The sequence below is a fragment of the Candidatus Pseudomonas auctus genome (assembly GCF_048654275.1).
GTDB lineage: Bacteria > Pseudomonadota > Gammaproteobacteria > Pseudomonadales > Pseudomonadaceae > Aquipseudomonas > Aquipseudomonas pharyngis.
Genome location: NZ_JBJYZK010000013.1, coordinates 142434 through 167897 on the forward strand (window position 1 = coordinate 142434; position 25464 = coordinate 167897).

Annotated in this window: 28 protein-coding genes; 15 read left to right on the forward strand and 13 right to left on the reverse strand. The window is 62.1% G+C overall.

Annotated elements, in window-relative coordinates:
* Positions 1–102: 102 nt before the first annotated feature.
* The 3 genes from ACKUG4_RS22090 to ACKUG4_RS22100 all read left to right on the forward strand — a co-directional run bounded on the left by ACKUG4_RS22090 (position 103) and on the right by ACKUG4_RS22100 (position 1770).
* Complete coding sequence (locus ACKUG4_RS22090; RefSeq protein WP_007958347.1) at positions 103–234, forward strand: hypothetical protein; 132 nt, start codon at positions 103–105, stop codon at positions 232–234.
* Positions 235–307: 73 nt separating this feature from the next.
* Positions 308–487: a hypothetical protein gene (locus ACKUG4_RS22095; protein ID WP_011333012.1), complete on the forward strand. Its 180-nt coding sequence runs from the start codon at positions 308–310 to the stop codon at positions 485–487.
* Positions 488–582: 95 nt separating this feature from the next.
* A complete protein-coding gene (locus ACKUG4_RS22100) occupies positions 583–1770 on the forward strand; it encodes an MFS transporter (RefSeq protein ID WP_172829517.1) in 1188 nt (395 codons plus the stop codon).
* Here the strand turns inward: ACKUG4_RS22100 and arfB are convergent.
* The 8 genes from arfB to ACKUG4_RS22140 all read right to left on the reverse strand — a co-directional run bounded on the left by arfB (position 1767) and on the right by ACKUG4_RS22140 (position 9458).
* Positions 1767–2180, reverse strand: coding sequence for an alternative ribosome rescue aminoacyl-tRNA hydrolase ArfB (arfB, locus tag ACKUG4_RS22105; protein WP_445434832.1), 414 nt, complete (start codon positions 2178–2180; stop codon positions 1767–1769). The two genes, ACKUG4_RS22100 and arfB, sit on opposite strands and share 4 nt — an antisense overlap.
* A gap of 90 nt (positions 2181–2270) precedes the next feature.
* The gene (locus ACKUG4_RS22110) at positions 2271–3689 is read right to left on the reverse strand and encodes an amino acid permease (protein ID WP_273896622.1); all 1419 of its coding nucleotides are present in this window, start codon (positions 3687–3689) and stop codon (positions 2271–2273) included.
* An 846-nt stretch (positions 3690–4535) separates the two neighbouring features.
* Entirely contained in the window at positions 4536–5753 is a 1218-nt protein-coding gene (rluB, locus tag ACKUG4_RS22115; RefSeq protein WP_007958356.1) for a 23S rRNA pseudouridine(2605) synthase RluB, read from the reverse strand.
* Positions 5754–5907: 154 nt separating this feature from the next.
* The gene (locus ACKUG4_RS22120) at positions 5908–6099 is read right to left on the reverse strand and encodes a DUF1289 domain-containing protein (RefSeq protein WP_007958358.1); all 192 of its coding nucleotides are present in this window, start codon (positions 6097–6099) and stop codon (positions 5908–5910) included.
* Between the two features lie 2 nt (positions 6100–6101).
* On the reverse strand, positions 6102–7121 hold the full coding sequence (gene scpB, locus ACKUG4_RS22125) for an SMC-Scp complex subunit ScpB (RefSeq protein WP_445434833.1): 1020 nt from the start codon (positions 7119–7121) through the stop codon (positions 6102–6104).
* Positions 7122–7132: 11 nt separating this feature from the next.
* Entirely contained in the window at positions 7133–7951 is an 819-nt protein-coding gene (locus ACKUG4_RS22130; protein WP_011333006.1) for a segregation and condensation protein A, read from the reverse strand.
* A complete protein-coding gene (locus ACKUG4_RS22135) occupies positions 7952–8581 on the reverse strand; it encodes an L-threonylcarbamoyladenylate synthase (RefSeq protein ID WP_102686021.1) in 630 nt (209 codons plus the stop codon).
* Positions 8582–8594: 13 nt separating this feature from the next.
* Positions 8595–9458 carry a PHP domain-containing protein gene (locus ACKUG4_RS22140; protein WP_064594281.1) on the reverse strand — a complete coding sequence of 288 codons (864 nt, stop codon included), beginning with the start codon at positions 9456–9458 and terminating at the stop codon, positions 8595–8597.
* An 87-nt stretch (positions 9459–9545) separates the two neighbouring features.
* Here ACKUG4_RS22140 and ACKUG4_RS22145 point away from each other — a divergent pair, with 87 nt between their 5' ends.
* The 6 genes from ACKUG4_RS22145 to ACKUG4_RS22170 all read left to right on the forward strand — a co-directional run bounded on the left by ACKUG4_RS22145 (position 9546) and on the right by ACKUG4_RS22170 (position 13762).
* Positions 9546–10142: a septation protein A gene (locus tag ACKUG4_RS22145; protein WP_445434834.1), complete on the forward strand. Its 597-nt coding sequence runs from the start codon at positions 9546–9548 to the stop codon at positions 10140–10142.
* Position 10143: 1 nt separating this feature from the next.
* A complete protein-coding gene (locus ACKUG4_RS22150; protein WP_134334346.1) occupies positions 10144–10443 on the forward strand; it encodes a YciI family protein in 300 nt (99 codons plus the stop codon).
* Positions 10444–10564: 121 nt separating this feature from the next.
* Positions 10565–10975 (forward strand): SH3 domain-containing protein, encoded by a 411-nt coding sequence (locus tag ACKUG4_RS22155; RefSeq protein WP_445434835.1) that lies wholly within the window; start codon positions 10565–10567, stop codon positions 10973–10975.
* 7 nt (positions 10976–10982) lie between these two features.
* Positions 10983–11660 (forward strand): response regulator transcription factor, encoded by a 678-nt coding sequence (locus ACKUG4_RS22160; RefSeq protein WP_007958370.1) that lies wholly within the window; start codon positions 10983–10985, stop codon positions 11658–11660.
* A gap of 136 nt (positions 11661–11796) precedes the next feature.
* Entirely contained in the window at positions 11797–12246 is a 450-nt protein-coding gene (locus ACKUG4_RS22165; protein WP_007958371.1) for a Spy/CpxP family protein refolding chaperone, read from the forward strand.
* Positions 12247–12421: 175 nt separating this feature from the next.
* A complete protein-coding gene (locus tag ACKUG4_RS22170; protein WP_085648549.1) occupies positions 12422–13762 on the forward strand; it encodes a sensor histidine kinase in 1341 nt (446 codons plus the stop codon).
* A 255-nt stretch (positions 13763–14017) separates the two neighbouring features.
* Here the strand turns inward: ACKUG4_RS22170 and ACKUG4_RS22175 are convergent, their stop codons facing one another.
* Positions 14018–14584 carry a nitroreductase family protein gene (locus tag ACKUG4_RS22175; protein WP_445434836.1) on the reverse strand — a complete coding sequence of 189 codons (567 nt, stop codon included), beginning with the start codon at positions 14582–14584 and terminating at the stop codon, positions 14018–14020.
* Between the two features lie 120 nt (positions 14585–14704).
* Here ACKUG4_RS22175 and ACKUG4_RS22180 point away from each other — a divergent pair, with 120 nt between their 5' ends.
* Complete coding sequence (locus tag ACKUG4_RS22180; protein WP_039765494.1) at positions 14705–16159, forward strand: TrkH family potassium uptake protein; 1455 nt, start codon at positions 14705–14707, stop codon at positions 16157–16159.
* On the opposite strand, the gene ACKUG4_RS22185 is transcribed toward ACKUG4_RS22180, so the two are convergent.
* Positions 16116–17177, reverse strand: coding sequence for an AraC family transcriptional regulator (locus ACKUG4_RS22185; protein ID WP_011332998.1), 1062 nt, complete (start codon positions 17175–17177; stop codon positions 16116–16118). The genes ACKUG4_RS22180 and ACKUG4_RS22185 overlap by 44 nt on opposite strands.
* 167 nt (positions 17178–17344) lie before the next feature.
* On the opposite strand from ACKUG4_RS22185, the gene ACKUG4_RS22190 reads away from it, so the two are divergent.
* Entirely contained in the window at positions 17345–17656 is a 312-nt protein-coding gene (locus ACKUG4_RS22190) for an Mpo1-like protein (RefSeq protein WP_041475173.1), read from the forward strand.
* A gap of 24 nt (positions 17657–17680) precedes the next feature.
* A complete protein-coding gene (locus ACKUG4_RS22195) occupies positions 17681–18265 on the forward strand; it encodes an HD domain-containing protein (RefSeq protein ID WP_064594270.1) in 585 nt (194 codons plus the stop codon).
* A 159-nt stretch (positions 18266–18424) separates the two neighbouring features.
* On the opposite strand, the gene ACKUG4_RS22200 is transcribed toward ACKUG4_RS22195, so the two are convergent.
* Positions 18425–19240: a UDP-2,3-diacylglucosamine diphosphatase gene (locus tag ACKUG4_RS22200; RefSeq protein ID WP_445434837.1), complete on the reverse strand. Its 816-nt coding sequence runs from the start codon at positions 19238–19240 to the stop codon at positions 18425–18427.
* A gap of 132 nt (positions 19241–19372) precedes the next feature.
* Between ACKUG4_RS22200 and ACKUG4_RS22205 the strand changes: the two genes are divergently transcribed.
* Both ACKUG4_RS22205 and ACKUG4_RS22210 read left to right on the forward strand, forming a co-directional pair.
* On the forward strand, positions 19373–20137 hold the full coding sequence (locus tag ACKUG4_RS22205; protein WP_445434838.1) for a helix-turn-helix transcriptional regulator: 765 nt from the start codon (positions 19373–19375) through the stop codon (positions 20135–20137).
* Between the two features lie 72 nt (positions 20138–20209).
* A complete protein-coding gene (locus ACKUG4_RS22210; RefSeq protein WP_007958389.1) occupies positions 20210–21103 on the forward strand; it encodes a DMT family transporter in 894 nt (297 codons plus the stop codon).
* Here ACKUG4_RS22210 and ACKUG4_RS22215 read toward each other — a convergent pair.
* Entirely contained in the window at positions 21097–21384 is a 288-nt protein-coding gene (locus tag ACKUG4_RS22215; RefSeq protein WP_039765482.1) for an Rdx family protein, read from the reverse strand. The two genes, ACKUG4_RS22210 and ACKUG4_RS22215, sit on opposite strands and share 7 nt — an antisense overlap.
* Before the next feature lie 71 nt (positions 21385–21455).
* Here ACKUG4_RS22215 and ACKUG4_RS22220 point away from each other — a divergent pair, with 71 nt between their 5' ends.
* On the forward strand, positions 21456–23645 hold the full coding sequence (locus ACKUG4_RS22220) for a patatin-like phospholipase family protein (protein WP_445434839.1): 2190 nt from the start codon (positions 21456–21458) through the stop codon (positions 23643–23645).
* 6 nt (positions 23646–23651) lie between these two features.
* Here the strand turns inward: ACKUG4_RS22220 and ACKUG4_RS22225 are convergent, their stop codons facing one another.
* Positions 23652–25433, reverse strand: a complete 1782-nt coding sequence (locus tag ACKUG4_RS22225; protein ID WP_445434840.1) for a motility hub landmark protein FimV — start codon at positions 25431–25433, stop codon at positions 23652–23654.
* Positions 25434–25464: the final 31 nt, after the last annotated feature.

The window sequence follows — 25464 nt, forward strand, 5'->3', positions numbered from 1 at the left end:
ATTTAAAAGTCTGATTGTCATTTTTCTTGCTGTATCCTGCGCAGGCTTTCTGAAAGCGCGGATCTACCAGATCTATCAACAGACTTAGCGAGGAGCGCAACCATGCACGAGATTCCGAATCTCCCCTTCCCAAGCCTGCACGAAACTGAGCAGACGACCACGCAACAAGCCGGTGCCCAACAGCCCGAGCCGAAAGAAGCCGCCGAGAGCCGTCCGGCCGACAGCGAAGAGTAAGCAACACCCGCCGTACAGACCGTGTGGAAAGCGCTAACATGCGCTTTCCACACTGCCTGAAACCTGAGTTGCCATGTCCAAAGAATTCGATGAACAACAGGCCGAGACCCTGATCGGTGCCACCGAAAAGATGATCGAGATCTGGAGCCGTCTCTCGCCCGAGAAACAGGCCGCCCTGCTCGCCCGTTTCGGCAGCGAAGAAAACGCGCTGGCCGCCCTGGTCACCACGCAATTGGTCGCCCCGGCCAAATAGTTTTACTTTTCCCCGCCCCGGACGCGTCCGCATCGGTATCATGAGCAGCCTATCTATTCTGCTCTTCCCGTGGATCGTAATTCATGTCGTCCTCTATGCCAGAACCCCAGCGCCCCCTGGCGGTCACGCTGCAAGTCGTTTCCATCGTCCTGTTCACCTTCATCGGCTACCTGAACATCGGCATTCCATTGGCGGTGCTGCCCGGCTATGTGCACAGCGACCTGGGCTTCGGCGCGGTCATCGCCGGGCTGGTGATCAGCGTGCAATACCTCGCCACCCTGCTCAGCCGCCCGTATGCTGGCAAGATCATCGACAACCAGGGCAGCAAACGTGCGGTGATGATCGGTCTGGCCGGTTGTGGTTTGAGCGGTGTGTTCATGCTGATTTCGGCGTGGACGCCCAACCTGCCGCTGCTGAGCCTGATCAGCCTGTTCGTCGGCCGCCTGGTGCTGGGCAGCGCGGAAAGTCTTGTCGGCTCGGGATCGATCGGCTGGGGCATCGGCCGCGTCGGTGCCGCCAACACCGCCAAGGTCATCTCGTGGAACGGCATCGCCAGTTACGGCGCGCTGGCGGTCGGTGCGCCGCTGGGGGTGTGGCTGGTCAGCCGTTTCGGTCTGTGGAGCATGGGTGTGAGCATTCTGTTGCTCGCCACGCTGGGGCTGCTGCTGGCCTGGCCGAAAACCGCCGCGCCGATCGTGGCCGGCGAGCGCCTGCCGTTCATGCACGTTCTCGGTCGCGTCTTCCCGCACGGCTGTGGACTGGCCTTGGGCTCGATCGGTTTCGGCACCATCGCCACCTTCATCACCCTGTATTACGCCACGCAGCATTGGGATAACGCGGTGCTGTGCCTCAGCCTGTTCGGCGCCAGCTTCATCGGCGCACGCCTGCTGTTCGGCAACCTGATCAACCGCCTCGGCGGCTTTCGAGTGGCGATTGCCTGCCTGTCAGTGGAAACCCTGGGTCTGCTGTTGTTGTGGCTGGCGCCGGACGCGCACTGGGCACTGGCCGGCGCGGCATTGAGCGGCTTCGGTTTCTCGCTGGTGTTCCCGGCGCTGGGCGTGGAAGCCGTGAACCTGGTGCCGGCCTCCAGCCGTGGCGCGGCGGTCGGGGCTTATTCGTTGTTCATTGACTTGTCGCTGGGCATCACCGGGCCGCTGGCAGGGGCGATTGCAGCGGGCTTCGGATTTGCCTCGATCTTCCTGTTCGCCGCCCTCGCCGCGCTGAGCGGCCTGGCACTGAGCGTCTATCTCTACCGCCACACGGCGAAGTACCGCGAAGACTAGAAATCCACCTTGCCGCGCCCGGCCTTGATGCTGCCGCGCTTGGTCTTCGACTCGAGCCGACGCTTCTTTGAACCCAGCGTCGGTTTGGTCGGCCGCCGCTTCTTCTCAACCTTGGTAGCACTGAGGATCAACTCGGTCAGACGCTCCAGCGCATCGGCACGATTCTGTTCCTGCGTACGATATTTCTGGGCCTTGATGATCAGCACGCCGTCGCCGGTGATGCGACTGTCGCGCAGCGCCAGCAGCCGCTCCTTGTAGAACTCGGGCAAGGACGAGGCCGGAATGTCGAAGCGCAGGTGTACGGCGCTGGAGACCTTGTTGACGTTCTGCCCACCGGCGCCCTGGGCGCGGATGTACGTCAGTTCGATCTCGGCATCCGGCAGATGCACGTTGTTTGAAATCACCAGCATGGAAAAGCGTCCCTGATCAGAACCCGCAGGATACCGCGAAAGCACAAAAAACCCGGCACTTGGCCGGGTTTGGTGTTTTTGCAACGACGCTTACTTGGCTGCGCTCGCTGCGTGCAGTGCCTGTTGCGCACCACGCTTGTTCTTGATCACGTAGCAGACCCACATGAACACGACCCACACCGGAATCGCGTACACCGAGATCTGAATGCCCGGGATCAGCAGCATCACGCCGAGGATGAACAGGACGAACGCCAGGCAGATGTAGTTGCCGTACGGGTACCACAGCGCCTTGAACAGCGGCTTCTGGTTGGTCTTGTTCATGTGCTGGCGGAACTTGAAGTGCGAGAAGCTGATCATCGCCCAGTTGATCACCAGCGTCGCAACCACCAGCGACATCAGCAGTTCCAGCGCATGTTGCGGGATCAGGTAGTTGAGCAGCACCGCCACCAGAGTCACTGCCGCCGACGCCAGGATCGAACGCACCGGCACGCCGCGCTTGTCGATCTTCGCCAGCGCTTTCGGCGCGTCGCCCTGCTCGGCCATGCCCAGCAGCATGCGGCTGTTGCAATAGGTGCCGCTGTTGTACACCGACAATGCCGCGGTCAGAACCACGAAGTTGAGGATGTGCGCGGCGGTGTTGCTGCCAAGCATCGAGAACACCTGCACGAACGGGCTGCCGCTGTAGGAATCGCCCGAAGCATTGAGGGTTTCCAGCAGGCTGTCCCACGGGGTCAGCGACAGCAGGATCACCAGAGCGCCGATGTAGAAAATCAGGATCCGGTAGATCACCTGGTTGATCGCTTTCGGGATCACGGTTTTCGGCTTGTCGGCTTCGGCTGCGGTGAAACCGAGCATTTCCAGACCGCCGAAGGAAAACATGATGATCGCCATGGCCATCACCAGACCGCTGACGCCGTTCGGGAAGAAGCCACCATGGGACCACAGGTTGCTGACCGAGGCTTGCGGGCCGCCATGGCCGCTGACCAGCAGGTAACTGCCCAGGGCGATCATGCCGACGATCGCCACGACCTTGATGATCGCGAACCAGAATTCGGCTTCACCGAAGACTTTGACGTTGGCCAGGTTGATCGCATTGATCAGCACGAAGAACGCGGCAGCGGTGACCCAGCTCGGGATCTCCGGCGCCCAGTAGTGGATGTATTTGCCGACGGCGGTCAGCTCCGACATGCCCACCAGGATGTACAGGATCCAGCAGTTCCACCCCGACAGGAAGCCGGCGAAACCGCCCCAGTATTTGTGCGCAAAGTGGCTGAAGGAGCCGGCCACCGGCTCTTCGACGATCATTTCGCCGAGCTGGCGCATGATCATGAAGGCGATGAAGCCGCAGATGGCATAGCCGAGGATCATCGACGGGCCGGCGGATTTCAGCACCCCGGCCGAGCCGAGGAACAGTCCGGTACCGATCGCACCACCGAGGGCGATCAGTTGAATATGGCGATTTTTCAGGCCGCGTTTCAGCTCGCCTGATTGCGAGTTTTGTCCACTCATGAAAAAGGTCTCACGCAAGGTTTGATGATGTTCAGTAGACGTTGCTGCAAGGTTGCGATTTCAGCCAACCTTGATCAAACCCCAGCGCAGGCACCAGGAATTCAGCTTTTTTACAACGGTCATGCGTCACCTGTTTGTTTTTATCTGTGACGAAATCGAACCCGACACGCTTGTGACGCGGCGGAGTGAACAAGGCGGATAAACCTTGAGGTTTGCGCGATTACGCAGAGGGTCACAGTTAAAACGCGGCGCATTGTACACCGCTAACCCCCTGCTGCCAGACCTCGCCGGATCAGCGTGTCGGTTGCCGGGATTGCATGTGTCCACCCCGGGAAGCCCGGGCGGCTGCAAAAATTGAGTCAGGCCTTTGCAGGCCATCGGCGTGGACGATGGACAATCCGCCCCACGTGGAGAAGTGAAAATGGATTACGGCGTTCATTGCGCCTCCTTCTTGTTATGCACCTGCACGACAGGCATGCCGCGCATCTCACCTTCCAAACGACGCTGAAACAAGCACGCCAGAGGGCTGCGCAAGGCCCGGCGGGCGCGGCTGCGGCAGATTTTCCTTACAGCCAGGCAAAGCCACCCGATTCATGGGAAGGCGAGGGCTTTTTCGTAAATATTCACTGACAGCGCGTAACGTAAAGTTTCCACTCCAGACCCATCGAAGCGGCGTCCGGTGATTGACGTTAGCTGGCTAACTATTTGAAAGGCGTTAAGTTTTTTGTTTAAAAACAAAAAAAACGCCCGAAAAAAAGAAATAAAAAGTCCAAAAAAAAACGCCAACCCTGAGGTTGGCGTTTCTGTTTTCAGCTTGAAGCTTGCCGCTCGAAGCTTACAACCGCGTTATTCCGGCTTCTTGCGACCGAAACCCGGACGCTGGCCGGAACCGGCCGGTGCGCCACGGCGCTTGCCCGACGGCTTGTCATCATCAGCCAGCTTGATGCCTGGACGCTTCGGCGATGGCTTGGACGGACGCTTAGTGTCGACTGGACGATCCGCCACCGGCGTACCGCGACCTTCACCACGCTCGGTACGGCCATTGGCCGGACGCGGCGTGCGTGGACCGCGCTCGCCATCCGGACGCGCTGCCGGTTTGCGACCTGGACGCTCGCCTTCGATCTGCGGCTCCCGAACCGGACGCGGACCGGCGCCAATCGGCGCACCGTTGGCCGGACGCAGGGTACGCACGCGCTCGGTACGGGCCATCGGACGCGACGACTTGCGCTGCATGCGGTCAAGCTTGTCTTTGCTCTTGGCGTTCAGTTGTGGCATGGCCACCGGGGTCAGGCCGACTTCGGCGCTCAGCACGTCGACTTCGTACTGGCTCATTTCGCGCCAGCGGCCCATCGGCAGGTCGGAGTTGAGGAACACCGGACCGAAACGCACGCGCTTCAGGCGGCTGACCACCAGGCCCTGGGATTCCCACAGGCGACGCACTTCACGGTTGCGGCCTTCCATCACCACGCAGTGATACCAGTGGTTGAAGCCTTCGCCGCCCGGTGCCTGTTGGATGTCGGTGAACCGCGCCGGGCCGTCTTCCAGCACCACGCCGGCCTTCAGGCGTTCGATCATCTCGTCATCGACTTCGCCGCGCACACGCACCGCGTATTCACGGTCCATCTCGTAGGACGGGTGCATCAGGCGGTTGGCCAGTTCACCGTCGGTGGTGAACATCAGCAGACCGGTGGTGTTGATGTCGAGACGACCGATATTGATCCAGCGGCCTTCTTTCGGACGCGGCAGCTTGTCGAACACGGTCGGACGGCCTTCCGGGTCGTCACGGGTGCAGATCTCGCCATCGGGTTTGTTATACATGATCACGCGGCGAACCGACTCGGCAGCTTCTTCACGCTTGATGACCTTGCCATCAATGGTGATGGCGTCGTGCATGTCGACACGCAGGCCCAAGGTGGCGTCTTTGCCATTGACCTTGATCCGGCCGGCAGCGATCCAGGATTCGACGTCACGGCGCGAGCCGACGCCGATACGGGCGAGGACTTTCTGCAGCTTTTCGCCTGCTGGGCCGATTTCCTGGTCGTCTTTCTGATTGATGTCACTCATCTGGGCACCTCCCGGTGTGGTCTGTTCAGCGGCGCTGAATTGAGCCGCTGAAACGTTGAAATCTGGGTTTTCGGGCGAAGGGATCGCCGAAGGGTCGCGAATCATACGCGGATGTGGCCGCGCGCGCATCAGAGACTAGTCGATCAGGCCAAGGTTATTTCTTTTTCCGCCGACCGGTGGCCCCGAGCTTGATCAGACGCAGCGCGGCTTCGGCCAGTACGGTGCGCTTGTCGTCCTTGTCGAGTTTCTTCCAGGCCCGGATCTCGCGCTTGCTGCGGCCGCAACCGAGGCAGATGTCGTCGCTGAACTTGCAGACGCTGATGCACGGGTCTTTGGTCGAGCTCATGCTCAGTCCTCGAACTCGCGGCGTTCGGCTTCAATGGCTTCGGCCAGGGCGCGAGCTTCGGCTTCCTCTTCGCTCAGTTCTTCCTCGGCGGCGGGTTCCGGGGCGGGCTGTTCAAGCCGGGCGACGGCAGCCAGCAGTTTTTCCCGGGCTTCGGCCACGCCGAGCACATCGTCTTCCTGCTCGGGTTCGGGCTCGAATTCAGGCTCATGCTCAAATTCAGGCTCGAATTCAGGTTCTGGCTCACCCTCAACCGACGGCTCGACCGGATCGGACTCAACCCCGGTCGGCAGCGATTCGCCGCCCACCCCGTCACGCAGCAAGTCGTCGAAGTCGGTCTTGATCCCCTCCTCCATGCTGTCCAGTTCCAGCAGCAGGGTGTGGAAACTGGTTTCCTCCTTCGGTTCTTCCGGCTCGGCGCTGGCGTCGGCCAGTTCCTGCAAGCCCGGTGGCACCGGAGCGTCGTCGAAGTCGAGCACCGGTTCTGCCTCGATCTCGCGCAGCTCGGCCAGCGGCGGCAGGTCGTCGAGGTTCTTCAGGTTGAAGTGATCGAGAAACGCCTTGGTGGTGGCGAACATCGCCGGCTTGCCCGGCACGTCGCGGTAACCGACGATGCGAATCCACTCGCGCTCGATCAGCGTCTTGACGATGTTGGTGTTGACCGCCACGCCCCGCACGTCCTCGATTTCGCCCCGAGTGATCGGCTGGCGGTAGGCGATCAGCGCCATGGTTTCCAGCAGTGCGCGGGAATAGCGCTGCGGACGTTCTTCCCACAAGCGACCAACCCACGGCGCGAACTTCTCGCGGATTTGCAGGCGATAACCGGACGCGACTTCCTTGAGCTCGAACGCCCGGCCCTCGCAGGACTTGCCAAGCAGGGTCAGGGCTTTCTTGAAAACCGGCGGTTCCGGGCGCTCGCCCTCTTCGAACAGTTCATACAAACGCTCGAGGGATTGCGGCTTTCCCGAGGCCAACAGAAAGGCTTCAAGCAGGGACGCCAGCTCGCGGGGTTCAGTCAGGTTCATATCGGGACTCGTTATTCGGCTCGGGCTCGCACGTGGATCGCGGCGAACGGCTCATTCTGCACCAGCTCGATCAGGGATTCCTTGACCAGTTCAAGGATGGCCATGAAGGTCACCACCACCCCGAGCTTGCCCTCTTCGGCGGTGAACAGCTCGATGAACGGCACAAACCCGCCGCCCTTGAGCCGCTCCAGCACGTCGCTCATGCGCTCGCGGGTGGACAACGCCTCGCGGCTGACCTGATGGCTTTCGAACATGTCGCCGCGGCGCAGCACTTCGGCCATGGACATCAGGATTTCTTCCAGCGCCACGTCCGGCAACAGCTTGCGCGCGCGGGCTTCCGGGGCGTCGAGCTTGGGCACGATCACGTCGCGACCGACCCGGCTCAGGCCATCGATGCCTTCGGCAGCGGCCTTGAACCGTTCGTACTCCTGCAGACGGCGAATCAGTTCGGCGCGCGGGTCGTCCTCTTCGTCCTCGACGGTTTCGGCCCGGGGCAGCAGCATCCGCGACTTGATCTCGGCCAGCATCGCGGCCATCACCAGGTACTCGGCGGCCAGTTCCAGGCGCACCGACTGCATCAGCTCGACATAACCCATGTACTGGCGGGTGATTTCCGCCACCGGGATGTCGAGGATGTTGATGTTCTGTTTGCGGATCAGGTACAGCAGCAGGTCGAGCGGGCCTTCGAAGGCTTCGAGGAAGACTTCCAGCGCGTCGGGCGGGATGTACAGGTCCAGCGGCATTTCCGTAACGGCCTGGCCATAGACCATGGCAAACGGCAGTTCCTGCTGGGCACCGGCCTGGGGATCAACGGTTTCCACTGCGGACATTCAGGCCTCGACCATGAATGGAGCAGGATCGCCGCAACCGACGCGGATCACTTCCGGATCGTCGCCCGTGAGGTCGATCACGGTGGAGGCCTTGATGCCGCCGGAACCGCCGTCGATGATCAGATCCACCTGATGCTCGAGCAACTGGCGCATTTCGTACGGGTCGCTCAACGGGTCTTCATCGCCCGGCATGATCAGGGTCACGCTCATCAACGGCTCGCCCAGTTCGGCCAGCAGCGCCAGCGCGATGGGATGGCTCGGCACCCGCAGACCGATGGTGCGCTTCTTCGGATGCAGCAACAGGCGCGGCACTTCGCGGGTGGCGTTGAGAATGAAGGTGTACGGCCCCGGCAGGTGGGCTTTGAGGATTCGAAACGTCCCGGTGTCGATCTTGGCGTAATTGCCCAGTTGCGACAGGTCGCTGCAGATCAGTGCGAAGTTGTGTTTCTCGTCGAGCTGACGCAGGCGTCGAACGCGCTCGATGCCGTTCTTGTCGCCGATCTGGCAGCCGATTGCGTAGGAAGAGTCCGTGGGATAGACCACCACTCCGCCCTTGCGGATGATCTCGACCGCCTGTTTGATCAGGCGCGCTTGCGGGTTTTCCGGATGAATCTGGAAAAATTGACTCACATTCTCTACCTGTTCAGACGGCGGCAATAACTGGGTCATGTTTGAACCGACCCCACAGGGGTGGAAGGTCCTCCGGCACCGGCCGGTACTGGCCGATCTCGGACCAGCCACCAGGGCCATGGAAATCACTGCCGGCGCTGACCAGCAGACCGAACTCACGGGCAAGGATGGCAAGGCTGCCCACCTGTTCCGCAGGCTGATGACCGTTGACCACTTCAATCGCATGCCCGCCCGCTTGAATATAGTCGGCAATCAGCTTTCGGCGCTTGCTGCGGGTGAAATCGTAGTGCCACGGATGCGCCAGGCTGACCCAGGCGCCGGCGGCGCGCAACGTGCCGACGGTGTCTTCCAGGGTCGGCCAGTGCTGCTTGACGTCCCCCAGCTTGCCGGCGCCGAGCCATTTACGAAACGCCTCGGCGCGATCCTTTACAAAACCTTCACGCACCATCCAGTCGGCGAAATGCGGGCGGGCCGGCGCGTTGCCGCTGTCGCCCAATTCCTGCTGGATCTGCCGCGCGCCGTCGAGCGCATTCGGCATGCCCTTGAGGGCGAGCTTGCGGCTTATTTCTTCAGACCGCAGCCAGCGGCCGTCGTGCAACTTCGCAATCGCCTCGACCAACGGCGCGGCATTGACGTCAAAACCATAGCCGAGCACGTGAATGGTCGCCCCGCCCCAGGTGCAGGACAATTCGACGCCGTTGACCAGTTGCATGCCCAGCCCCTCGGCGGCCGTGCGCGCTTCGGCGAGGCCTTCGAGGGTGTCGTGATCGGTCAGGGCCAGGACTCGCACGCCGTTCTCGAACGCACGCGCAACCAGTGCCGCAGGCGCCAGGGCGCCATCGGAGGCCGTGCTGTGGCAGTGCAAATCAACATTCACGGGGATGTGTTACCTCAAATCAGCTGGCGCTATCGCGCGCCCATATGTTTGTTATTATGCCGCCACATCCAGCTTCTGGCTCTCACTGTGAAACAATTCATCGATTTCATCCCGCTTCTGCTGTTCTTCATCGTCTACAAACTCGATCCACGCACCGTCGACGTTGCCGGCCATGAACTGACGGTAGGCGGCATTTACAGTGCCACCGCCATGCTGATCATCAGCTCCCTGGTGGTGTACGGCGCGCTTTTCATCAAGCAGCACAAGCTGGAGAAGAGCCAGTGGCTGACCCTGATCGCCTGCCTGGTGTTCGGCAGCCTGACCCTGGCCTTTCACAGCGAAACCTTCCTGAAATGGAAAGCCCCGGTGGTCAACTGGCTGTTCGCCCTGGCCTTCATCGGCAGCCATTTCATCGGTGACCGCCTGCTGATCAAGCGCATCATGGGTCACGCGCTGACCCTGCCGGATCCGGTCTGGACCCGCCTTAACATCGCCTGGATCGCCTTTTTCCTGTTCTGCGGGGCCGCCAACCTGTTCGTCGCCTTCACCTTCCAGAGCATCTGGGTGGACTTCAAGGTGTTCGGCAGCCTGGGCATGACCGTGCTGTTCCTGGTCGGTCAGGGCATCTACCTGTCCCGTCACCTGCACGACGCCGATACCACAACGCCAAAAACCGAGGACTGACATGCTCTACGCCATCATTGCCACCGACGTCGCCAATTCCCTGGACGCCCGCCTCGCTGCGCGCCCGGCACACCTTGAACGCCTGCAAGTACTCAAGGGCGAAGGCCGCATCGTGCTGGCCGGCCCGCACCCGGCGGTCGACAGCAATGATCCGGGCGCAGCAGGTTTCAGCGGCAGCCTGATCGTTGCCGAATTCGACTCCCTGAGCGCGGCGCAAGCCTGGGCCGATGCCGACCCGTACGTCGCCGCCGGCGTCTACGCCAATGTTGTCGTGAAGCCGTTCAAGCAAGTCCTGCCGTAACCTCCCCCGCAAAAGCCCTCAGCGCGATGAACCTTGTCGGTTCATCGCGTTCTCAATCGCTCATTATTCTCGTTTGCCGGCCGACAACCTGCCCAATATCCATTTGGAAACAGGAGTCGCGATGCGCAAGGGTCCGTTGTGTCTGATGTTGATCACGTTGTCGATCATGGCGCCCGCCCATGGTGAAGAAAGCACCGAAGGCAACAGCTCCACGCCGCTTTCATTGAGCGCCGGCAGCCAGATCACCGAGTTGCAGCAGCGCCTGAAGGCCAGCGAGCAGCAACGGGAAGAACTGAGCAAACAACTGCAAAATGCCGACAACACCCGCGAAAGCGCCCAGCTCGCCCGGTTGCGCCAGGAGAACCAGCGCCTGAAGCTGCAACTCAAGGAAGCCCAGGCCAGCCCGCTGCCGCGCCTGCTGACCGAACAGCAGCAATGGTTCGTCACCGGGGCCGGGGTAGCGCTATTGGCGCTGCTCTGCGGTATCTTTGCCAGTGGAGCAAGCCGAAAACGTCGGCAATGGCTAAATTGAGTGAGTCATGAGCGAGCTGTTACTGATTGATGATGACCAGGAGTTGTGTGAACTCCTGAGTAGCTGGCTGAGCCAGGAAGGCTTTCAGGTCCGGGCCTGTCACGATGGCCAGAGTGCCCGCAAGGCGCTGGCCGAAACCGCGCCGGCGGCCGTGGTGCTGGACGTGATGCTGCCCGACGGCAGCGGTCTGGAACTGCTCAAGCAACTGCGCAGCGATCATGCCGACCTGCCGGTGCTGATGCTTTCGGCCCGGGGCGAGCCGCTGGACCGGATTCTCGGCCTGGAACTGGGCGCCGACGATTACCTGGCCAAACCTTGCGATCCACGCGAACTGACCGCCCGCCTGCGCGCCGTGCTGCGCCGCAGCCACCCGGCCGCCGTGTCGACCCAGCTCGAGCTGGGCGACCTGAGCTTCAGCCCGGTGCGCGGCGTGGTCAGCATCGACGAAAAGGAATTCACCCTCACCGTCTCCGAAAGCCGCCTGCTTGAAGCCCTGCTCAAGCAACCGGGCGAGCCGCTGGACAAACAGGAACTGGCGCAGATCGCCCTCGGCCGCAAGCTGACCCTGTACGACCGCAGCCTGGACATGCACGTCAGCAACCTGCGCAAAAAGATCGGCCCGCACCCCGACGGCCGCCCGCGCATCGTCGCCCTGCGCAGCCGTGGCTACTACTACAGCCTCTGATCGTCTGTCAGTTTTGTCAGGTCGGCGCGAAAACGTGTTTACCCAAGCTTTACACAGCGCTGACCGCCGCTGACCTTGATCTCCGTAATCTGTACTCATCCGGAACGTACCGGGAACGAGACAAAGGAGATTCACCATGCGCAAGACTCTTATCGCTCTGATGTTCGCCGCTGCCCTGCCGACCGTCGCCATGGCCATGCCACAGGATGGTGGCCCGATGGGTGGCCCGCTGGACGGCCCGCGCCATGGCGGTCAGATGCACGGCATGCACGGCAAAGGCCCGTACAGCCAGCTCGACTTGTCCCGCGAACAGCGCGAGCAAATTCGCAAGATCATGGGCGAGCAGATGCACGAGCGTAAACAGACGGTCGAAAAATACCTGGAGAAACTCTCGCCAGCCGACCAGAAAGCCATGAAGGACGAGATGGCGGCGAACCACAAGAAAGCCGAGTCTGATGTTCGCGCCGTGTTGAAACCGGATCAACAGAAGAAATTCGACGAGATCCAGAAGAAACAGGCCGAACGTCGCGCCGAATGGGCCGAGTTCAAAGCCTGGAAAGCGCAACAGCCGCAAAAGGCGCAATAATGTTCTGACCCCAAGCCCGACGGCTTACCCCGTCGGGCCTGCTTTCACCCGGCCCAATGTGGGAGCGAGCCTGCTCGCGATGGCGGTGTATCAGACACGATGTGCTGTCTGACGCTACGCCATCGCGAGCAGGCTCGCTCCCACAAAGGTTTTGCGTCTGTCCTGAGGATTTTCTGTGCGTTCATTGTTCTGGCGTATTCTCGCCAGCTTCTGGCTGGCCATCGCTCTGGTTGCAGGGCTTTCCATTCTGCTGGGGCACATGCTCAATCAGGATGCGTGGATCCTCAGCCGCCATCCGGGCCTCAACACCCTGGCTGCCGAATGGACGCAGACCTACGAAGCCCAGGGCGAAGACGCCGCCCAGGACATCCTCGAACAGCGCAAACGCCAGTACCACATCGACGTGCAGGTGCTGAACGAAAGCGGCGACCCGGTAGTGCGCGGCACCTTCCCCCGGCGCGCGGCCGCCTTCGAGGCGCGGCAGAACAACGATGACCGACGCCTGCCCTGGCGCCGACTGACCGACGAATTCACCAGCGACAAAAGCGGCGACACCTACCTCTTCATCTACCGCATCCCGCACCCGGAACTCGACGCCTGGCACCGCGAAAGCCTGCTCTGGCCGTTGAGCGCGCTGGGCATCGCGCTGGTGGTGCTGACCCTGTTCAGCCTGTTGGTGACCTTTTCCATCACCCGCCCGCTCAGCCGTTTGCGCGGCGCGGTGCACGACCTCGGGCAGACCACCTATCAGCAGAACAGCCTGGCGCAACTGGCCAACCGTCGCGATGAATTCGGCGTGCTGGCCAACGACTTCAACCGCATGGGCGCACGCCTGCAAAGCCTGATCGGCAGCCAGCGCCAACTGTTGCGCGACGTGTCCCACGAGTTGCGCTCACCACTGGCCCGACTGCGCATCGCCCTGGCTTTGGCCGAACGTGCAAGCCCCGAAGAACGGGAAAAACTCTGGCCGCGCCTGACCCGCGAGTGTGACCGGCTGGAAGCGCTGATCAGTGAAATTCTGGTGCTGGCGCGAGTCGATGCCGACAACGCCAGCGCCGAAGAGGTGGATTTGAATGCCCTGCTCGCCACCCTGCAAAAAGACGCTCAATTGGGTTCGCCAGAGCAGACCGTGCGTCTGGAGGCCGAGCCGGCGCTCAATCTGACAGGCTGGCCGACCATGATCGAACGCGCCGTGGACAACCTGCTGCGCAATGCCCAACGCTTCAACCCGGTCGGGCAGTCGATTGAAATGCAGGCGTCACGTCAGGGCGAGCGGATCGTGGTCAGCGTGCGTGACCATGGGCCCGGGGTGCAGGCCGAGCATCTGAGCCAGTTGGGCGAACCGTTTTATCGGGCGCCGGGGCAGACCGCTGCGGGTCATGGCCTGGGGCTGGCGATTGCCCGGCGGGCGGCGGAGCGGCATGGCGGGACGCTGGTGCTCGCCAATCACCCGCAGGGCGGATTTGTGGCCAGTCTTGAGTTACCGCTGGAGCCTGGGATTGTGGTGCAACCCTGAAAAGCCCCCCTCATCGGAACGCCGCCCGCCCAGCCCTCTCGCGGAGGGAGAGGGAGCCGACCGAGGTGTCTTGCGTCATACATCAACCTGAAAAAACGAGTCGATTATGGATCTGCCAAAGCCCCTGAACCGCGTCAATTCCGGATTCGGCCAAGTTCTTTCAGGTCGGTGAACCTCTGAAGCATCCCCCAATCAGTCCCCTCTCCCTCCGGGAGAGGGTTAGGGTGAGGGCGATTTTATAGCTTTTAACGCCCTTTAAGCCTTACCCGACCAGGCGCTAACAAACTCCGCCAAATCAACCTTCTCGGCCACCCGCGGTTCTTTCTGCGGCGTGCCTAGGTACAGGAACGCAATCACCTCTTCGTCATCCGTCAGGCCCAGGCCCCTGGCGACATGTTTCGAATAAGCCAGATCACCGGTGCGCCACACCGCGCCAATCCCCTGCGCGTAAGCCGCCAGCAGAATCCCGTGCGCCGCACAGCCCGCTGCCAGCAATTGCTCGGCCTTCGGGTATTTGACGTGATCCTGCAACTTGGCGATGACCACGACCACCAGCGGCGCCCGCAGCGGGCCGTTGCGTGCCTTGTCGATCATCGCTTCGGTGACTTCGCCTTCCTGCATCTGCGCAGCTTCGGCCAGCAACTCGCCCATCTGCTCACGCGCCGCGCCTTCGACGGTCAGGAAGCGATACGGCTGCAAATGGCCGTGATCCGGTGCGCGGGTCGCGGCGGCGAACAGCACTTCGCGCTGTGCGGCAGTGGGGGCCGGATCGATCAGTCGTGGAACGGAAACACGGTTGAGCAAAGCGTCGAGAGCCTGCATCGGCCACCTCCTGAAAAAATGTCCGGCTATTCTAGCTGCAAGTGATCCAGACGCGTCGGTTTACATGCCTTGCACCGCAGGTAGAATGGCGCCCTTCCCACATCAGCCCGAGCGGACTTCATGGCGTTGCCGACCTTACGGATCATTGGTTTCATCATCGGCATCTTCCTGATCACCCTGGCCGTCGCCATGGTCGTGCCCATGGCCACCCTGGTGATTTTCGAGCGCACCGGCGATCTGCCGTCGTTCCTCTGGGCGAGCATGATCACCTTCGTCGCCGGCCTCGCGCTGGTCATTCCCGGCCGCCCGGAACACATTCACCTGCGCCCCCGGGACATGTACCTGCTGACCGTCAGCAGCTGGCTGGTGGTGTGCATTTTCGCCGCGCTGCCGTTTTTGCTGACCCAGCACATCAGCTACACCGACTCGTTCTTCGAAAGCATGTCCGGCATCACGGCCACCGGGTCGACCGTGCTCAACCATCTGGACGACATGTCCCCCGGCATCCTGATGTGGCGCTCGCTGCTGCACTGGATCGGCGGTATCGGCTTCATCGGCATGGCGGTGGCGATCCTGCCGCTGCTGCGCATCGGTGGCATGCGCCTGTTCCAGACCGAATCCTCGGACCGCTCGGAAAAGGTCATGCCCCGCTCGCACATGGTGGCGCGGCTGATCGTGGCGGCCTACGTCGGCATCACGATTCTCGGCAGCCTGGCGTTCTGGTGGGCCGGGATGAGCCCGTTCGATGCGATCAACCATGCGATGTCAGCGATTTCCACCGGCGGGTTCTCGACCTCCGACCAGTCCCTGGCCAAGTGGACGCAACCGGCGGTGCACTGGGTGGCCGTGGTGGTGATGATTCTCGGCAGCCTGCCGTTCACCCTGTACGTGGCGACGCTGCGCGGCAACCGCCGGGCGCTGATCAAGGATCAACAGGTGCAGGGTTTGCTCGGCATGTTGCTGGCGACCTGGCTGGTGCTCGGCACTTGGTACTGGTGGACCACCAACCTGCACTGGCTGGACGCGCTGCGCCATGTGGCGCTGAACGTGACGTCGGTGGTCACTACCACGGGGTTTGCATTGGGGGACTACAGCCTGTGGGGCAATTTCTCGCTGATGCTGTTCTTCTATCTGGGCTTCGTCGGTGGCTGTTCCGGTTCGACGGCGGGCGGGATCAAGATCTTCCGTTTCCAGGTCGCCTACATTTTGCTCAAGGCCAACCTTAACCAGCTGATTCACCCACGGGCGGTGATCAAGCAGAAGTACAACGGTCACCGCCTCGACGAAGAAATCGTCCGGTCGATTCTGACCTTTTCGTTCTTCTTCGCGATCACCATCTGCGTGATCGCCCTGCTGCTGTCGCTGTTGGGCGTGGACTGGATGACCGCGTTGACTGGCGCCGCCAGCACCGTGTCCGGCGTCGGCCCGGGCCTGGGCGAGACCATCGGCCCGGCCGGCAACTTCGCCAGCCTGCCGGATGCGGCCAAGTGGATTCTGTCGTTCGGCATGCTGCTCGGCCGACTGGAGATCATTACGGTGTTTGTACTGTGTATTCCGGCGTTCTGGCGTCACTGATCGCCTTCGGCGCCTCCAGCAACCGCGCCCGGTAATCGCCGGGCGTGGTGTCGAACCAGCGACGGAAGGCGCGGAAGAAATTGCTCGGATCGGCAAACCCCAACAGATAGGCAATCTCCAGCAAGGTCATGCTCGGTTGCGCCAGGTACTGCTCGGCGAGTTCGCGGCGGGTGTCATCGAGCAACTGCTGAAAACTGGTGCCCTCCTCCTGCAAGCGTCGCTGCAAGGTTCGCTGCGACAGATGCAGGGTCTGCGCCACCGTATCGCGCTTGGGTTCGCCCTGCGGCAGCAGGCGGCACAACACCTGACGCGCCTTGTGGGTCACGCGGCTTTCGGAAAAACGCGCCAGATACTCCCCGGCGAACCGGTCGTGCAGCAGCGCCATCGCCTCGTTGGCCGTGGGCAGCGGCGCTTCCATGTCGGCCCGTTCGAAGATCAGCGCGTCATACGGCGCGTTGAACACCAGCGGTGCATGGAAGGCCTGTTTGTAGGGTTCAAGATCATCCGGCTCGTCACCCTGCACCAGCACTTTGCGCGGGTGCAGCGTGCGCCCGGTCAGCCAGCCGCACAGTGCCAGCGCGCAGGCCAGCGAGGCTTCGGCACTCTGGCGGGTCGGTGGCAGATGATCGCCGTGCACCGTCAGGATCAGCGCATAACCCTCGTCGAGCAGGCGAAAACTCAGGTCGGCACTTTCGGCGATGATCCGCTGATAACGCACCAGACGCTGAAAACCTTCCGCCAGCGTATTACTGGACATCAGTGCATAGCCCGCGACATGGAACGAAGCCGGCCGCACCACCTTGCCCATGTTCAGGCCGATCGCCGGATTCCCGGACAGCTCGACCGCCCGTTGCCAGAGTCGGGTCATGGAATCCTGTGGGAAGCGTGCGTCCGGATCCTCCAGCGCCGCGTAGTCGAGCCCCAGCTGTCTGAACAGAACCCGACAATCCAGGCCGTCCATTTCCAGTGCCTTGACAATCCCCATCGCCCAGCTTGCAGAAGTCGTTCTTTCGCTCATGGCGTTTTTTCTTGGATGACATGGTAAGCCGCATACTACGGCCGATTTCCCAAGGATAGTAAAGTGGCGCCGATTGTCACTGGCCGACGCCAATGATCACTCTAGACTCAAATAAGCTACCCGCCGAACAACTTGCAATCAGAACAATAGCCACAGAGATCGCAGTCGTGGAAACCCTCAAGCCTTTCAACAGCTTCGCCGAGTTCTATCCGTATTACCTCAGCGAGCACAGCAACAGCACCTGCCGTCGCCTGCATTTCATCGGCACGACGCTGGTGATCTTCATTCTCGCCCTGACCATCGCCAAGGGCGCCTGGCTGCTTTTACTTGCGTTGCCGCTGGCGGGCTACAGCTTTGCCTGGGTCGGCCATTTCTTTTTCGAGAAAAACCGCCCGGCCACCTTCCAGCACCCGTTCTACAGCCTGCTCGGCGACTTTGTCATGTACCGCGACATGATCCTGGGCCGCGTGCCGTTCTAGAAATTCCGACCAAGAGGATTGCCGATGAATGCCAATGCCCGTTTCACCCACATGAAGGACGGCACACCGGACGACTGGGCGATCATTGCGGCGGATTTCAGCGCCTATGCCCGTCAGTTGCCGGGCCGGATCATGGCGCACCTGAAACTGCTAGAAGGCGATTTCGGCGGTTTCCCGGTGGATCGCCTGACCCACTCGCTGCAAACCGCGACCCGCGCCTTTCGCGACGGGCGCGACGAGGAATACGTGGTCTGCGCCCTGCTCCACGACATCGGTGACACCCTCGGTTCCTACAATCACCCGGACATTGCCGCGGCCATTCTCAAGCCGTTCGTCAGTGCCGAAAACCTGTGGATGGTGGAAAAGCACGGGATCTTCCAGGGCTACTACTTCTTCCATCACCTGGGCATGGATCGGCACCTGCGCGAGCAGTTCAGCGACCACCCGCAGTTTCTGGCGACCGCGGAGTTCTGCGCCAAATACGACGCAGCGGCGTTCGACCCCGAGTACGACACCCTGCCGCTGAGCTTCTTCGAGCCGATGATGGAAAGGCTGTTCGCCCAGCCGAAAAACTCGATCTACAAAGCGGCGATGGAAGAGCACGCCTAGGCCTGATGTTGTCTGCACCGGCCTCATCGCTGGCAAGCCAGCTCCCACAGGTTTTTGGGGTGTACACAAAGGCTACGTACACCTTCGACCACTGTGGGAGCGGGCTTGCTCCGGGCGGCGATCCGACGATGAGGCCAGCAAAACCGACACACATCTTTTCTAAGCCAGCTCGGCAACCTTCGCCGCTTTCAACTCGGCCTCTCGCGCCTGCGCATCGGCCAGGCGATACAGCTCGATCGTGCCGTCCCAGTGCTCGATCAGCGCCGTACACGACTCCACCCAATCGCCACAATTGAGGTAATCCACCTCGCCGACCTTGCGGATCTCGGCGTGGTGAATGTGCCCGCAGACCACGCCGTGCAACTCGCGCTTCACGCATTCGTGGGCGATGGCTTCTTCGAAGTCGCTGATGAAGCTGACCGCCGTCTTCACCTTGTGCTTGAGACAGGCCGACAGCGACCAGTAGCCGTAACCGTATTTCGCCCGCCAGTGATTGAGCCAGCGGTTGAGGGTCAGGGTGAACTCGTAGGCCGAATCGCCGAGGAACGCGAGCCAGCGGTGGTAACGGGTGATCACGTCGAACTGGTCACCGTGAATCACCAGCAGATGCCGGCCATCGGCGGTGACGTGGACTGCCTCGTCGACCAGCTGGATGTTGCCCAGAATCAGTTTCGAATAGCGGCGCAGGAATTCGTCGTGGTTGCCGGTGACGTAGATCACCTCGGTGCCACGCTTGCTCATGGTCAGCAAACGGCGAATCACGTTGGTGTGGGCCTGGGGCCAATACATGCCGCCGCGCAGTTTCCAGCCGTCGATGATGTCGCCGACCAGGTAGATCTTGTCGGCGTGATAGCCCTTGAGAAATTGCGACAGATGCTCGGCCTGGCAATCCCGCGTGCCCAGGTGCACGTCGGAGATCCACAGGGTGCGAACCCGTTGTTTACGGCTGGGTCTGGCGAGCTCGGCGCTGGTCATGGGCAACCCTCTGCGATGTTTTCGCCACTTTGCGCGCGCCCGGTTAATCGACCATGACAGGTGTGCGTCAGTCGTGTGACAAACGCGTCGCCCCTGCGCCGGTGTAGACTGGCGGCTCGCCCGGAGACCGCCATGCAACCGATCCTGACCCTGCGCCATTACAGCCACGACCTGATCGCCCACAGCCACGACCACGCGCAACTGGTGTTCGGCCTGTCCGGCGCGCTGGATTTTGAAGTCGAAGGGCACGGCAGCCAGGTCTTGCAGCAGAGCTTCGTGGTGATCCCCGCTGGCGCGCATCACGCGTGCGGCAGTCCCAAGGGCAGTCGCTGTCTGGTGCTGGATGTGCCCGACGAGCAATGGCTGGCGCGCTCGCTGGGCGATCACGCCGATGCCAGCCGTCGCCTGCTGGACAACGCCGCGCGGTTGTCGCTGGATGCCGGGCAAGGTCAATTGGTCAACTGGCTGGCGAACAGTCCGGTGAACGATCCTCTGATTGCGCAACAGGGCGCGGTGTTGCTGCTGGCGAGCCTGAACCACGTGCCACCCGCCGAGATCGTCGCGCGCCGCCTGCCCTACGCGGCACTCGATGCGCACATCGAGCAGTACGCGGCCTATCCGTTGCAAGTCGCGGATCTGGCACGTGTCGCCGGATTGTCCAGCGCCCGGCTGCATGCGCGGTTCGTCGCCGAATGCGGGCAGACACCGATGGACTACATTCGCAGTCGCCGGCTGCACAAAGCCGTGGCGCTGCTGCGCAACACCACACTGCCCGTCGGTGAAGTGGCCAGCCGCGTCGGCTACAGCTCGCAGAGTGCGTTCTCGGCCGCCGTCCTGCGTGAGTTCGGTACGTCTCCTACACAATTGCGACGCGAGGCTGACGACAAAAGTCGATAGCCTGCCGACAGACTTTTGCGCCGTGACACGCTTCAATGTGTGCCTGTAATGGTGTTTGGAAAAAGGACTGCAATGACTCCCCGTACCGCCCTCGGCGCCCTGCATATCGGCGCACTGATGTTCGGCCTGACCGGTGTCTTCGGCAAACTCGCGGCCGCAACGCCCGCCGTCATCGTGTTCGGACGCGCCGCGTTTGCCGTGCTGGCCCTGGCGTTTTTTGCCCGCTTCGCCCAACAGGGCGGCTGGCAGAAACTGCAGGCCGTCGACTGGCGGCGACTGGCCCTGAGCGGTGTGCTGCTGGCCGGCCACTGGGTGAGTTTCTTCATTGCGGTCAAGGTCGCGGGCGTCGCCATTGCGACCCTGGGTTTCGCCAGTTTCCCGGCCTTCACGGTGATCCTCGAAGGGTTGATCTTTCGCGAACGCATCCGCATCAATGAAATCGTGCTGGTGGTGCTGGTCAGTGTCGGACTGGTGCTGGTGACCCCCGCCTTCGATCTGGCCAGCGGCGCGACCACCGGCCTGCTCTGGGCAATCCTGTCCGGGCTGCTGTTTTCCCTGTTGTCCCTGACCAACCGCGCCAGCTCCGGGCGCATCCCGGCGGTGCAGGCAGCGCTGTGTCAGAACGTGGTGGTGGCGTTGTGTCTGCTGCCGGTGGCAGCGCCGCAACTGAGCGAAGTACGGGCCATCGACTGGTTGTGGATCGGTCTGCTCGGGGTGTTCTGCACCGGCGTCGCCCACAGTCTGTTCGTCGCCAGTCTCGCGGTGATCAAGGCGCGCACCGCCGCAGTGGTGTTTGCCATGGAGCCGGTGTACGGAATTACCGTGGCCTGGCTGCTGTTCGATGAAGATCCGACCCTGCGCATGCTGATCGGCGGCGCGCTGATCATCGTTGCCATCGTGGTGTCGAGCCGGATGTCAGGCAGCAGCGACAAGAAAACCGTCGCGGCCGAAGCCGCCTCTCACTGAGTACGGTCGTTGTGGCCGAGGTCGCGGTCAGGGTCGATCCGGTCGCGCACCCGCTGCTTGAGCACCTTGGCCTCGGGGAAGCCGCCGTCGGCCTTGCGTTCCCAGATCTGTACGTCGTTGCAGGTAATGTGAAATATCCCGCCGGTGCCCGGCACCAGTGACACTTTGCCGAGGTCATCGCCGAAGGTGCTGAGCAGCTCTTGTGCCAGCCACGCGGCACGCAACAGCCACTGGCATTGCGTGCAATAGGTGATGACGATTTCCGGTTTTGTGACGGTCATGATTGCTGAAACTCCTGAGCCAGAGGGCGCCGCTATAATAGCCGGCTTTATCGCTCGCCCCGAGAATCACGATGCGTCGTCTGCTGATCTGCCTTTTACTTGGTTTCCTTCCGCTGTTCGTCCATGCCAGTGAAGCACCGCGACCGAAAGTCGGACTGGTGCTGTCCGGTGGCGCGGCCCGTGGCCTAGCGCACATCGGTGTGCTCAAGGCCCTGGAAGAGCAAGGCATCAAGATCGATGCGATTGCCGGCACCAGCATGGGCGCGGTGGTCGGCGGGCTGTACGCCTCGGGTTACAAGATTGACGAGCTGGAAAAACTCGCCCTGACCATCGACTGGCAGCAGGCATTGTCCGACGCCCCGCCCCGCAAAGACGTACCGTTCCGGCGCAAGCAGGACGACCGCGATTTTCTGGTGAAACAGAAGTTGAGCTTTCGCGACGACGGCAGCCTCGGCCTGCCCTTGGGCGTGATTCAAGGCCAGAACCTCGCGCTGCTGCTCGAAAGCCTGTTGGCCCATACCAGCGACACCCGGGATTTCGACAAGCTGCCAATACCGTTCCGCGCCGTGACCACCGACATCGCCAACGGCGAAAAAGTGGTGTTCCGCAAGGGCCATCTGCCGCAAGTGATCCGCGCCAGCATGTCGATCCCGGCAGTGTTCGCCCCGGTCGAACTCGACGGCAGATTGCTGGTGGATGGTGGCATGACCGACAACATTCCCCTCGATGTGGCGCGGGAAATGGGCGTCGACGTGGCCATCGTGGTCGACATCGGCACCCCACTGCGCAACCGCAAGCAACTGGTGACCGTGGTCGATGTGCTGAACCAGTCGATCACCCTGATGACCCGACGCAACTCCGAAGAGCAACTGGCGACCCTGCATCCCGACGACGTGCTGATCCAGCCGCCGCTGGCGAGTTTCGGTTCCACCGATTTCGGCCGAGGCCAGGAGATGATCGATGCCGGCTACCGAGCGACCCAGGCCCTGAACGTGCGCCTCGCCCGCCTCAAACCGGTGCAGTCGCAGGACGCCGAACTCAACGCCGCCCGCGCGCCGGGCCAGCGCACGCCGATCATCACTGCGATCAAGGTCGAGAACGACTCGAAAGTCGGCGATGACGTGATCCGCTACTACATCCGCCAGCACATCGGCGAACCGCTGGACCTGGGCCGCCTGCAAACCGACATGGGCACTCTGTACGGCCTCGATTATTTCGAGCAGGTGCAATACCGCGTGGTGCACAAGGGCACGGATCACACGCTGGTGATCAGCGCGCGCGGCAAACGCACCGGCACCGATTACCTGCGGGTCGGCCTCAGCCTGTCGGACGACATGCGCGGCGACAGCGCCTTCAACCTCGGCGCCAGTTACCGCATGAACGGCATCAACCGGCTCGGCGCGGAATGGCTGACCCGGGCGCAAATCGGCGATAAACAAGAACTGTACAGCGAGTTCTATCAACCGCTGGACGTGGGCTCTCGCTACTTCGTGGCGCCTTATGCGTCGTTCGCCGCACAAAACGTCGACTCGGTGCTGGACAACGATCCGATCGCCCAGTATCGCGTCGAGCGCTACGGCTTCGGCCTGAATGTCGGCCGGCAGATCGGCAACAGCGGCGAAGTGCGTTTCGGCGTCGGCGAGGCTTGGGGCAAGGCCGATGTACGGATCGGCGATCAGGACCTGCCGAGCGAAAACTTCAACGAAGGGTTCTATGCGTTGAAGTACTCGTTCGACTCGCTGGACAACGTCTACTACCCCCACGAAGGCGAGGACATCGGCCTGACGCTGGTGCAGTTCGAGCCGAGCCTGGGTTCCGACACGCGCTACCGGCAGTGGGAATTCAAACTGGACAAGGCCATGAGCAGTGGCCCGGATACGCTGATCCTGGGCGGTCGTTACGGTCGAACGCTGGACGATGCCAACGTGGTGACCTCCAGTTTCCTGCTCGGCGGTGCCCGGCAACTGTCCGGTTTCCGCGAGGACGCGATCTCCGGGCAGAACGTCAGTCTGATGCGTGCGGTGTATTACCGCCGCCTCACCCCGCGCTCGTACCTGCCGCTGGACTTCCCGCTGTACGCCGGCGCCTCGCTGGAACGCGGCCGGGCGTGGAACAACGACAACGAGTTCGACAGTGGCTACATCAACGCCGCCAGCGTGTTCATCGGCTTCGATACGCCGCTGGGGCCGCTGAACTTCAGCTATGGACTGAACGATGCGGATGAGCAGGCGGTGTACCTGAACCTCGGGCAGACCTTCTGACAGCGGTCAGCGAATCCCCGCCAACAGCGTGCGCGCCGTTTGCTTGAGGGGTTCGTCGGCTTCCTTGAGCAGTTCGTTGAGCAAGGCAATGGCGCTGTCGATATCGCCGTCGTCGATGCAGGTCTGGGCCTGTTCGAGTTTGCCGGCGTTGGCGGCGTCTGAGGGTTCGGGCTCCAGTTCAGGAGCATGTAGCTCCAGTGGTTCCAACGAGAGCGACGAACCGGGATCGCCAAACTCGTTGAGAAAGTCCTCATCCAGCGGCTGCGTTTCCGGTTCGACGATCCATTCCAGTTCGGCGGTTTCGGTATCGTCGGGCAGGGTTTCCGGCAATTCGAAATCCTGTGGCAGTACCTGCAGATCGGAGCCGAGCGTTGATGGCGCCTGTTCAGGTGCGTCGGTGATGGAGCGAGTCTCCTCAAGATCCCAACTCGACGCCATCGAGAGCTGATCCAGGTTCAGTTCGAAATTGTCTTCGGGCTCCGGCTCCACAGGGGGTTCGATCGGCAGCGCAGCAATCACCGGAGCCGCTGCCGCCAGAGGTGCGGCGCTGGCCAGTTTCGGGTAGCGGGCGCGAATCTCCTGCAAGCGCTGATCCTCGACCCCGAGCTGGCGCAGGCGGTTTTCCTGCTCGTCATAGATCGGCGTGTCGCCCTGCCGCCCCAGCACTTCAAGCAACTGCACGCCAAGGTCGATGCGCTCCGGCTCCCGCTGCAACGCATCGCGCAACAGGCCGGCGGCCTCGCCCAGGCGTCCGTAAGCCAGATAAATGCCGACCGCTTCCAGCACATCGCCGTTGGCGTGTTCCTCGCGATGCTCGACAGCACTGTGAATGGCACTCGGCTGCATCGGTTCGGCGTCGTCGACCGGGGGTTCGTTTCGTACCGGCAGGAACGGCAACGGCGCAGCAGTCCCTTGCGCCTGCTGGCGTTGCCGGCGCACATACAACCCCGCCACCAGCAACCCCAGTACCAGCAGCAGTCCGCCGAGCAGCGGCCAGTTGAGTGAATCCTCTTGGGACTCAACCGGGGCAATGACCGGCGCAGGCGCAGCTGCCACAGGGGCTACCGGTGCCGGCGGCGCCTGTTGCACTTCAATGAGGCGGGCCTGCAAATCACCGAGCTGTTTCTTGCCGTCAGCGATCAGCACTTCCTGCGCCTGAAGCTTCACGTTCAATGCATCGATGGTTTTTTGCAGTTGCTGGTTCTGCACAAGACTCGCCGCCAGTTGTTCGGCCTGCGCGTCGGCGACCGGAGCCGGTGGCTGCACCGGCGCAGCAGGTTTGGCCGGCGTAGTTGCGGTGGGAGTCTCGGGGGTCGGGAATTCCGAGGATTGCGCGCGCGCCGTTGGCTCGTCGGTGGCCGGAACAATTCCCGGTGAGCCCGGCGGGTCGATCAGCACGGTGTATTCGCGCAGCAGGTGGCCGTTGGGCTGATCGAGCTGCACGAGGAAATTCAGAAAGGGTTCGTTGACCGGTTTGCTGGACGTCACCCGGATCATGTTGCGATTGCCGCGCAGGATCGGGGTGAACTTGAGGTCATTGAGGAAGAACACGCGCTCGATGCCGGCGCGGCCAAACTCGTCCGCCGAGGCCAGACGGACCGCCAGTTCGCTTTCACTGACGCCCCCGACATCCACCAGCGCGATGTCAGCCTTGAGCGGCTGATTGAGGGCTGAATGCACGGTGATGTCACCGAGCCCCAGCGCCAATGAGGCGGTGGACCAGGCGAGAACACCGGCCACCAGCAGCGAGTTGGCGCAACGCTTTACCACGTGCCGACTTCCGAGCATGAGCATCCCTTGTATAAGCAAAACCGACTTC

What these genes read in the sequence shown, in the direction of transcription:
- ACKUG4_RS22130 (WP_011333006.1), bottom strand. Translation starts at nt 7,951, where the DNA reads ATGTCCGCAGTGGAAACCGTTGATCCCCAGGCCGGTGCCCAGCAGGAA.
- ACKUG4_RS22095 (WP_011333012.1), top strand. Translation starts at nt 308, where the DNA reads ATGTCCAAAGAATTCGATGAACAACAGGCCGAGACCCTGATCGGTGCC.
- ACKUG4_RS22205 (WP_445434838.1), top strand. Translation starts at nt 19,373, where the DNA reads ATGCAACCGATCCTGACCCTGCGCCATTACAGCCACGACCTGATCGCC.
- ACKUG4_RS22090 (WP_007958347.1), top strand. Translation starts at nt 103, where the DNA reads ATGCACGAGATTCCGAATCTCCCCTTCCCAAGCCTGCACGAAACTGAG.
- ACKUG4_RS22220 (WP_445434839.1), top strand. Translation starts at nt 21,456, where the DNA reads ATGCGTCGTCTGCTGATCTGCCTTTTACTTGGTTTCCTTCCGCTGTTC.
- ACKUG4_RS22175 (WP_445434836.1), bottom strand. Translation starts at nt 14,584, where the DNA reads ATGCAGGCTCTCGACGCTTTGCTCAACCGTGTTTCCGTTCCACGACTG.
- ACKUG4_RS22195 (WP_064594270.1), top strand. Translation starts at nt 17,681, where the DNA reads ATGAATGCCAATGCCCGTTTCACCCACATGAAGGACGGCACACCGGAC.
- ACKUG4_RS22215 (WP_039765482.1), bottom strand. Translation starts at nt 21,384, where the DNA reads ATGACCGTCACAAAACCGGAAATCGTCATCACCTATTGCACGCAATGC.
- ACKUG4_RS22210 (WP_007958389.1), top strand. Translation starts at nt 20,210, where the DNA reads ATGACTCCCCGTACCGCCCTCGGCGCCCTGCATATCGGCGCACTGATG.
- ACKUG4_RS22180 (WP_039765494.1), top strand. Translation starts at nt 14,705, where the DNA reads ATGGCGTTGCCGACCTTACGGATCATTGGTTTCATCATCGGCATCTTC.
- rluB (WP_007958356.1), bottom strand. Translation starts at nt 5,753, where the DNA reads ATGAGTGACATCAATCAGAAAGACGACCAGGAAATCGGCCCAGCAGGC.
- ACKUG4_RS22185 (WP_011332998.1), bottom strand. Translation starts at nt 17,177, where the DNA reads ATGAGCGAAAGAACGACTTCTGCAAGCTGGGCGATGGGGATTGTCAAG.
- ACKUG4_RS22150 (WP_134334346.1), top strand. Translation starts at nt 10,144, where the DNA reads ATGCTCTACGCCATCATTGCCACCGACGTCGCCAATTCCCTGGACGCC.
- ACKUG4_RS22225 (WP_445434840.1), bottom strand. Translation starts at nt 25,433, where the DNA reads ATGCTCGGAAGTCGGCACGTGGTAAAGCGTTGCGCCAACTCGCTGCTG.
- ACKUG4_RS22100 (WP_172829517.1), top strand. Translation starts at nt 583, where the DNA reads ATGCCAGAACCCCAGCGCCCCCTGGCGGTCACGCTGCAAGTCGTTTCC.
- ACKUG4_RS22200 (WP_445434837.1), bottom strand. Translation starts at nt 19,240, where the DNA reads ATGACCAGCGCCGAGCTCGCCAGACCCAGCCGTAAACAACGGGTTCGC.
- ACKUG4_RS22120 (WP_007958358.1), bottom strand. Translation starts at nt 6,099, where the DNA reads ATGAGCTCGACCAAAGACCCGTGCATCAGCGTCTGCAAGTTCAGCGAC.
- scpB (WP_445434833.1), bottom strand. Translation starts at nt 7,121, where the DNA reads ATGAACCTGACTGAACCCCGCGAGCTGGCGTCCCTGCTTGAAGCCTTT.
- ACKUG4_RS22110 (WP_273896622.1), bottom strand. Translation starts at nt 3,689, where the DNA reads ATGAGTGGACAAAACTCGCAATCAGGCGAGCTGAAACGCGGCCTGAAA.
- ACKUG4_RS22155 (WP_445434835.1), top strand. Translation starts at nt 10,565, where the DNA reads ATGCGCAAGGGTCCGTTGTGTCTGATGTTGATCACGTTGTCGATCATG.
- ACKUG4_RS22160 (WP_007958370.1), top strand. Translation starts at nt 10,983, where the DNA reads ATGAGCGAGCTGTTACTGATTGATGATGACCAGGAGTTGTGTGAACTC.
- arfB (WP_445434832.1), bottom strand. Translation starts at nt 2,180, where the DNA reads ATGCTGGTGATTTCAAACAACGTGCATCTGCCGGATGCCGAGATCGAA.
- ACKUG4_RS22165 (WP_007958371.1), top strand. Translation starts at nt 11,797, where the DNA reads ATGCGCAAGACTCTTATCGCTCTGATGTTCGCCGCTGCCCTGCCGACC.